Source organism: Streptomyces sp. NPDC048461, from assembly GCF_055587105.1.
Map to the genome: position 1 here is coordinate 292,644 of NZ_JBVJGW010000009.1, position 7,541 is coordinate 300,184.

General features: G+C 66.2%; 9 protein-coding genes. 4 read left to right on the plus strand and 5 right to left on the minus strand.

Translation table 11 applies throughout. The features are described 5' to 3' along the window. Positions 1 to 50 precede the first annotated feature (50 nt). Complete coding sequence (locus ACZ6S8_RS18600) at positions 51 to 1,280, plus strand: DNA cytosine methyltransferase (RefSeq protein ID WP_469456970.1); 1,230 nt, start codon at positions 51 to 53, stop codon at positions 1,278 to 1,280. A 183-nt stretch (positions 1,281 to 1,463) separates the two neighbouring features. Here ACZ6S8_RS18600 and ACZ6S8_RS18605 read toward each other — a convergent pair whose 3' ends face one another. The 4 genes from ACZ6S8_RS18605 to ACZ6S8_RS18620 all read right to left on the minus strand — a co-directional run bounded on the left by ACZ6S8_RS18605 (position 1,464) and on the right by ACZ6S8_RS18620 (position 3,345). Next, positions 1,464 to 1,802 (minus strand): hypothetical protein, encoded by a 339-nt coding sequence (locus tag ACZ6S8_RS18605; protein ID WP_469456972.1) that lies wholly within the window; start codon positions 1,800 to 1,802, stop codon positions 1,464 to 1,466. Then, positions 1,799 to 2,530 carry a GntR family transcriptional regulator gene (locus ACZ6S8_RS18610; protein ID WP_469456974.1) on the minus strand — a complete coding sequence of 244 codons (732 nt, stop codon included), beginning with the start codon at positions 2,528 to 2,530 and terminating at the stop codon, positions 1,799 to 1,801. The genes ACZ6S8_RS18605 and ACZ6S8_RS18610 overlap by 4 nt, the downstream gene beginning before the upstream one ends. Positions 2,531 to 2,538: 8 nt before the next feature. Continuing rightward, positions 2,539 to 2,763, minus strand: coding sequence for a hypothetical protein (locus tag ACZ6S8_RS18615; RefSeq protein WP_469456975.1), 225 nt, complete (start codon positions 2,761 to 2,763; stop codon positions 2,539 to 2,541). A gap of 303 nt (positions 2,764 to 3,066) precedes the next feature. Beyond that, positions 3,067 to 3,345, minus strand: coding sequence for a hypothetical protein (locus ACZ6S8_RS18620; protein WP_469456976.1), 279 nt, complete (start codon positions 3,343 to 3,345; stop codon positions 3,067 to 3,069). A 78-nt stretch (positions 3,346 to 3,423) separates the two neighbouring features. On the opposite strand from ACZ6S8_RS18620, the gene ACZ6S8_RS18625 reads away from it, so the two are divergent. Continuing rightward, positions 3,424 to 4,179: a GntR family transcriptional regulator gene (locus tag ACZ6S8_RS18625; RefSeq protein ID WP_469456978.1), complete on the plus strand. Its 756-nt coding sequence runs from the start codon at positions 3,424 to 3,426 to the stop codon at positions 4,177 to 4,179. Between the two features lie 1,201 nt (positions 4,180 to 5,380). Here ACZ6S8_RS18625 and ACZ6S8_RS18630 read toward each other — a convergent pair. Further along, on the minus strand, positions 5,381 to 5,875 hold the full coding sequence (locus ACZ6S8_RS18630) for an HIT family protein (protein ID WP_469456980.1): 495 nt from the start codon (positions 5,873 to 5,875) through the stop codon (positions 5,381 to 5,383). A gap of 428 nt (positions 5,876 to 6,303) precedes the next feature. Between ACZ6S8_RS18630 and ACZ6S8_RS18635 the strand changes: the two genes are divergently transcribed. Together ACZ6S8_RS18635 and ACZ6S8_RS18640 are read left to right on the plus strand one after the other, a co-directional pair. Then, positions 6,304 to 6,507 carry a cold-shock protein gene (locus ACZ6S8_RS18635; protein ID WP_283454069.1) on the plus strand — a complete coding sequence of 68 codons (204 nt, stop codon included), beginning with the start codon at positions 6,304 to 6,306 and terminating at the stop codon, positions 6,505 to 6,507. A 333-nt stretch (positions 6,508 to 6,840) separates the two neighbouring features. Further along, positions 6,841 to 7,541: DEAD/DEAH box helicase (locus ACZ6S8_RS18640; protein ID WP_469456982.1), on the plus strand; the 701-nt coding region annotated here is incomplete at its 3' end.

Below are 7,541 nucleotides of genomic sequence, written 5' to 3' on the forward strand. Positions count from 1 at the left end.
GTCAGTCCTCCCGGCTAGGCTGCAGGCTTCCCGTGAAAGGTGCACACCCCATGACACCGCGCAAGGCCGTCTCTCTCTTCTCAGGTTGTGGAGGCTTCTGCGAGGGGGTCCGCCTCGCCGGTTTTGCCGTCCAGGCCGCCGTCGAACTGGACCGATTCGCTGCAGTGACCTACCGGCATAACTTTCCCGAAGTTCCACTCTTCGAGGGAGACGTGCACGACTTCCTCAATGACTCGTCAGAGGCATGGCGTAGCGAGGCTGAAAGATTCTCGAACGTAAAGGCAGGAGAAATTGACCTGCTCTTCGGCGGCCCCCCTTGCCAGGGATACAGTCAGATCGGTACTAGGATCCTCGACGATCCCCGCAACCAGCTGTACGCAGAGTACGTCCGAGTCCTCAAAACGCTACGCCCACGCGTCTTCTTGATGGAGAACGTCCCAAACATGCTCCTCATGGCAAAGGGGCGTTTCAAGAGGGAAGTCTTGGCAGCCTTTGCCGAGGCTGGATATTCAAACTGCGGCGTAACAGTGGTTGCAGCTTCAGACTACGGCGTCCCTCAGGTTCGCCGCCGGGCAATCTTCTTTGGTGTTCGCGATGGAGAGAACCTCGGTGTCGATGCACACGCTTTCCTTGAAGCTGCCCTCGTCGCAGAGCGGAAACCAGAGGTGTCCGTTCGGCAAGCCATCGGCGACCTGCCCGAAGTGACCGCAACTCACTATGAGCCTGTTCGCTACCCGGCGACGCGCTCCAAGAATTTCTTCCTTGACGAGATGCGCCTCAACCGGGAGGGCCAGTGGTACTCCCAGACGGAGAAGCTGGAAAAGTCCGCAAAACGAGTCCTCCACAATCACCACACCAAGGAAATCCAGGCACGACGCCAGGCACTAATTGCACTCTTGGCCCCCGGCGCAAAAGCAGATTCCCTTCCCAAGGAGATCTGGAATGGCGCTCGTCCTGAAAAATGGCGGCGCCTGAGCCCTGACAAGCCGGCGTACACGATCCTGGCACAAATGCACCGCGACATGTCTGAGTGGGTGCACCCTGATTATCAACGCTGGATCACCGTGCGTGAGGCTGCAAGACTTCAGTCATTCCACGATGGATTCGTCTTTCAGACGAGCGAATGGCAAATGCTCAAGCAGATCGGAAACGCGGTTCCGCCGCTATTGGCGAGAGCGCTTGCTTCGGTAGCCGATCGAGCGCTCGCCGCGATGGAAGATTCGTCCGCAGCAACCAAATTCACTGTCCCAATCCAGCAGACTTTGGAACTAGTGCCCTAAGCCACCCTGCCGACGCAAGGTCGCGGCCTATACGTGGACTGACATGGGCAGGGGGAGAGATCCGACCAGCTTGACCTGTAGGAACGCGCGAGACGCACGGGGCCTCCGGAGCCGTGTGCGGTAAACAGCAAAGCGGCCCCCGGAGAGTTCGGTGGCCGCTTTGGCGTGCTGGGGAGAGTGCCCTCAGCTGGGTGGCGCTGGCACGCAGGGGCCTCCTCCTTGACGTGCTCGATGGGCGGAGTTCGGGAGGCGGCGGCCGCGGCTCGTGGCTACGCGGATCGCGTCCTGGAGGGCGCGGGTCAGGTCGATAGCCAAGAGGCGGAGTTCGTCCCGCTCCGCGTCCGCCTCGGTGAGCGCTTCGAGTGCGTGGGCCAGGACCGCGGCTCCTGCGCCGAGTTGGTTCTCCTCGGCGTTGTCGGCCAGGCGTGACAGGAAGCCGGTGTCGTTGTCGGAGCTCAGGAAGCAGGGCTTCCCGTCGGGGCCCGACCACGGGAGCAGGCGCAGTTCGTTGTTCGGAGTCATGACGTCGAGGTCCTCTCCTCGATCATGCTGCGGGTGGTGAAGAGCGCGTCCGCTCTGTCGCTGGGGAGCACCATTAGCGAGGCCTCGACCACGCGGCCGGCAGAATCGGTCGCTACGCGGGTGATCGTGAGGACCGCCAGCGAGGCACCGATCCGAAGGGCCGTTGTCTCGTCTGCGGTCGGGAGTCGAGCGCTCACCTTCTCCTCGACTTCGGCGAGTGGGAGGCGGAGTTGTGCCAAGCCCGACTCCACTTCCTCAGGCAGAGGTGACCCGCTCACCAAGCCGGGGGGCACCAGGTCCCGAGGGACATAGAGGTGAGCCATGCTGTGCGGCAACTTTCCCTCATACGCCACGGCGAGGAACTCTGTTAAGGGGCTGTGTGGCTGCACGTTCAGGAGGTCGGCCAGGTGCCCGTACGCGGGGACGTGGGAAGCGCGGACGCTCACTCGGAGGGGGGCGGAGGCGATAGCCCAGGGGGCAGCCGCACCCTTGCCCCCCATGTACGTGAGCCTGTGGCGGGGGCGGCGGACGAAGTTCCCACTGCCGTGGATCTTCTCTACGAGGCCTTCGCCCTGGAGGAGCGCGAGGGCGCTTCGTAGCGTCGGCGTGCTGACCGTGTAGAGCGTCGCCAGCCTGGCTTCGGACGGGAGGCGTTCGCCGGCCTTGAAATGGCCTGCTGCGATCTGCCGGCGCAGGTCCTCGGCGATGGTGTGGCGGCGGGAGGGCACGGGCCGGGTCACCACTTCCTCGTCAGCCGAAGCGCGACGAGTCGGCTCCGAGCGTGCATCGTCAGCACTTCGCCCGTCTCGAAGAACAGCCTCTTGGCACCTGCGGGCAACTGCACGAGGTCGCTGACGCGGCACGGCTGGCCGCCGATTTGGATGACGTCCCCACGCTGCACGCTGGCCGATGTGATCTCGATGTTGGCGGCAAGTGCGCCGCTGGGAGCCCAGCCGCTCATCGGTTCACCTGCCGCGGCTCGGTCGGCCCATTCATGGCGTGGCAGGGGCAGTCGCAGGGCTCGTAAATCACGGGGACACCGACCGGTGCCGTGGTCGGCGTTGACTGGGCGCACTCGGGGTGCGTGCCAATCGCACAAGAAGTTGACCGGTAGGTCGAGGCCGGAGCCTGCCGTGCCGCGGAGTGCTGGCTAGGAAGCATCGGCCGACCTCCTACGGCGAAGGGTGGGTGCAGGCGTGCAGTGGTTCCACCCGCTGGTGCGGGCGGCGGCGTGGCTCATACGGTGGAACATGCTGATCAGCTCCTAACGCTGACGGCCAGGTCCCCGGACATCGCCTGTCGCGGGGACCGCTTTGCGTACGGCGGCCCAGAGGGTGCGGCCGGTCAAGCTGCTGGCTTGGAGCCCGAATCTGTCGGCCTCCGCCACCACTTCCAGGGCCTCCCGCCATGTAAAGGCGGGCAGCGCTTCCGGTACCTCCGCTTCGATCGACGTGTATCGGGCGTGCTCCTCCACTCGCGTGCTCAGCCCGAGGGCGGACAGCCGGGCGGCGATGTCCTCGGCCCGTGCTTTCGAAGCGGGCACAGTGGGCCTCCGTCGCCGGTTAAACACGTTGAGTGAAGCTAGTTAACTAGATTAGGGCTAGTGGACTAGATTTTCTACATGCCTGAGCAGCCGCCTTATCTCCGCATCGCCGACGTCCTGCGGCAGCGGATCGCGGAGCACGACTGGAACGTTGGCGACCGGCTGCCCTCGCGCGCTCAGATCGCCGAGGAGTGCGGGGTCGGCGAGAACGTCGTCCGCCGCGCGCAGGAGTTGTTGATCTCCCAGGGCGTACTGGAAGGCCGCGCGGGTTCCGGCACGTACGTCGCGGAGCCCCGTCAGCGCGTGCGAGTCGTCCGATCTTCGGCGCGCGAGCAGCCTGGCAGTTCTCCCTTCCGCGCGGACATGCAGGCGCTGGGCAGGCAGGGGAACTGGGAGAGCCGGACCGAGGCCAAGGTGCCCGCGCCGGCTGAGATCGCGGCGCGTCTCGGTGTCGGTGTCGGGGAGCTGTGCGTACGTACCGTGTACGAGTTCCTTGCCGATGGCAGGCCGGTGCAGCTGTCGACGAGTTGGGAGCCGTACGAGCTCACCGCCGGCACGCTCATCGTCCTCCCCGAGGGCGGGCCGCACGCCGGGGCGGGTGTCGTGAACCGCATGGCCGAGATCGGGATCACGGTCAGCCATGCGGTGGAACAGCCGGAGCCGCGACAGGCGACGGCCGAGGAGGCGTCACTCCTGGGCATTCAGAAGGCGGCCCTGGTGACTCACATCCGGCGGACCTACTACAGCGACCAAGGGCAGCCCGTGGAGACGGCCGACATCGTCGTTCCCGTCGCGCTCTGCGAGATCATCTACGAGATTCCGATCAGTCGCTAAAGCCCACGCCCGGACTGGCCCCCTCCGCCCAGACCCGTCCGTGACGTGGCATCACCCCAGATCCCACGTCTGCGAGCCCGGAATGCGCTCGTAGGCTGCGCAGCATGAAGCGCGAGCCACCGATATGCCCTGACTGCGGCAGGAACCTGAAGTTCGGCGGGTTCGTGCTCCTACGGCGGGAGGAAGACGATCAGCGGACGTGCCGCTCTCTGTGGAAGTGCCCGAACAGGAAGCACATGTGGTGGCACTGGGCTGATCGGCCGGGCAAACCATTGGAGGCCTGCCCCGTGCCGCACCCGTTCCGCTCAGGCCGTGCAGGTGCGGTCGTCGGCAAGTGGTGGCGTCGTGGACGGGCTCGGTCCGGCGGTCCGCATACGGGGTAGATCGAACCCTAAGACGGTGATCTCACGGGCCCCAGCGGTATGCCCGCGCAGGCCACCAGTGCGCTGCCGTCTTCCGTGAGGAAGAGTAGGAAGAAGAATCTCCGATCGGCAGGGTTGTCCATGCCTTCGGCAGGTTGCATCATCCCTCTGCGCACCGGCCGGTCATGCTCGGCGAGGAGCTGCAACGCTCTTTCAAGGCCGAGAGGTTCGACTCCGTGCAGCCGCATGCGCTGTAGTCTGCGGCGAAATACCCCGATAGATCGCCCTACGGGAACCGTTCCATCCCACACCCCATACGTGTGGCCGCTGCGGAGGGCGGCCAGCGCAGCCACGGACGCCTCGTCGTCGCCAGCCAGCAGCCGTTCCAACTCGTCCCGCTCCATATACACCCCCCCACCGGAATCCTGCGGGACAGCAGTGCGGTACCGCAACCAGGGCAGCCGCCCCGTCCGATAGCGTGCCTCCGGACTCGTCCACAGGTCCGCGTACAGCTGTGGATTGCAGGGTGGTGGCCGTGCCAGACGCGTGCCAGGTAGGGCGGGAAACTGCGGTCAACGGCGGGTGCCGGGGCTCGCCCGACGGGTCTCACGGACGGCCGTTTTGGCTGGTCTGGGCCCGGATGAGGCGTGGGAGATCGGTGATTCCCAAGCTTATAGCGCGGGTTCGATTCCCGTCATCCGCTCCATAACAAAGCCCCAGGTCATCGACCTGGGGCTTCGTCGTTTTCTGGACCTCTCGGCTTTTGCCGGGCCCTCCGCGCGCCCAACTCGTGGGAGTGCCCCGGCGGATGCCTTTTCCGGCGCCGCACGTGTCGCCGGTCAGTTCTCTTTGAGGAGCCTTCTGGCGATGAGCACCTCGCGCAGGCGGGCGGCCGTCGCGGCCGCTTGGTCCGGCGGCGGTGACAGGACACCGTTCTCCGTCATCAGAGCGTGGAACTGCTGCTCCGGGTACGGGACGCCCGCCGGCAGGGGGGCCACGTGCCAGTGCAGGTGCGCATTGCCCTGCTGGCTGCCGAGCGAGTACAGGTACGTCCGCTCCGGCTCGAAGACGGCCTCGACGGCAAGGGCGATCTCCCGGACGAAGAGCATGAGCCGGGTGTAGGCCTCCTCGTCCAGGTCGCGCACAGCGTGCTCGACGTGCGCCTTCGGTGCAACGAGAACCTTGCCCGGCACCGTGGGCCACCGGTCCAGGAACGCTACGTGGTGGGCATCCTCGAACACCGTCTCGTGCGCGTAGTCCGGGTTCCCGGCAAGGAGGGCACAGACGAAGCAGGGACCGCTCCGTGTGCGCTCAACGTATGCCGCAAGATCCATCGGTCGTCGGTCCGTCGACACCGTTGCCCCTCTCCGTAGGGTCCACCAGTCTCCCGCAGCCCTGCGCCGCGCACCGGATTCGCGATCAGGACGCGCCGCGGCCGGCGGGGCCCCCGGCCCACCATCGCTGCGTTCGGGGTGAATCAATATCTGTCCCGGCGGTCTAAGAATTCAATGGGCCCCGCACGGAGAGTTTCTCCCGCAATACCTTGGGCGCGAATTTCCTCCGTACGCAAGCCGCTGCAGCGTGCTACTGTCGATCTCGGTTGCAGTTTTGGTACCCAAAAACTTCAAGCGCTTCGAAGCGGCCTTAGCGCCGCGTGAAGGCGCTTTATATTTTCCGGTCATTTTCCGGGCGGGGCATCATCGCGGCGACACGGTGTCCGCACAGTGCAGGCGCTGGTGTACTGCCCCAAAGGAGATATGACATGGCTGCTGGCACCGTGAAGTGGTTCAACGCGGCAAAGGGTTTCGGCTTCATCGAGCAGGACGGTGGCGGGGACGACGTCTTCGCCCACTTCTCGAACATCGCCGCCCAGGGCTTCCGCGAGCTGCTCGAAGGCCAGAAGGTCACCTTCGACATCGCGCAGGGCCAGAAGGGCCCGACGGCCGAGAACATCGTCCCCGCCTGACGCTGACGCGCATTCTGCAGCTGGGGCCCGCACCCCTCGGGGTGCGGGCCCCAGCTGCACACCCGTCCCGCAGTGCGTCCACCTGCGGGACGCTGCACTGAAGGGCGCACCCTGTTCGGGGCCGCGTCCGAGTGGTTTTACTGGATTTCTCGCGTCCTGTGACGCCAGATCGTTCCAGTTCCAGTTCCAGTTCCAGTTCCAGCGCCCGAGCCTCTGCAGTTTTCCTGTGAGCCGTTGCGCTTCGCATTCCGTTCGGCCCGTTCCTGTGATTCCCGCGCCGCCCTTTCGCTGCCGGAATTCCTTGATTGGTGCCGCAATCAAGGAAGGTTCCGAATGAACCCCACACGTACGAACAACCGCTCCTCCCGCAGCCGCACCGGCGGCCCCGCTTTCGGCGCTGCCGCCGGTTCGGGTCGAAGCAGCCGCTTCGGCTCCTCGGCCCCGAGCCGTTCCGGTGGTCCGAGCCGTTCGGGGGGCTACGGCCGCCGGTCCGCCCCGGTCCAGGGGGAGTTCGCCCTGCCGAAGACGATCACTCCCCCGCTGCCCGCCGCCGAGACGTTCACCGATCTCGACATGCCGGCCGAACTGCTCGCCGCCCTGGGCGTGCAGGGAGTGACCACGCCCTTCCCGATCCAGGGCGCGACGCTGCCGAACTCCCTCGCGGGCCGTGACGTGCTGGGCCGCGGCCGCACCGGTTCCGGCAAGACCCTGGCCTTCGGCCTGGCGCTGCTGGCCCGCACCGCCGGGCAGCGCGCCGAGCCCAGCCAGCCCCTCGCGCTGATCCTCGTACCGACCCGCGAACTGGCCCAGCAGGTCACCGACGCCCTCACCCCCTACGCCCGCTCGGTGAAGCTGCGCCTGGCCACGGTGGTCGGCGGCATGTCGATCGGCAAGCAGATCGGAGCGCTGCGCGGCGGCGCGGAGGTCGTCGTGGCCACGCCCGGCCGGCTGAAGGACCTCATCGACCGTGGTGACTGCCGCCTGAACCAGGTCGCGATCACCGTCCTGGACGAGGCCGACCAGATGGCCGACAT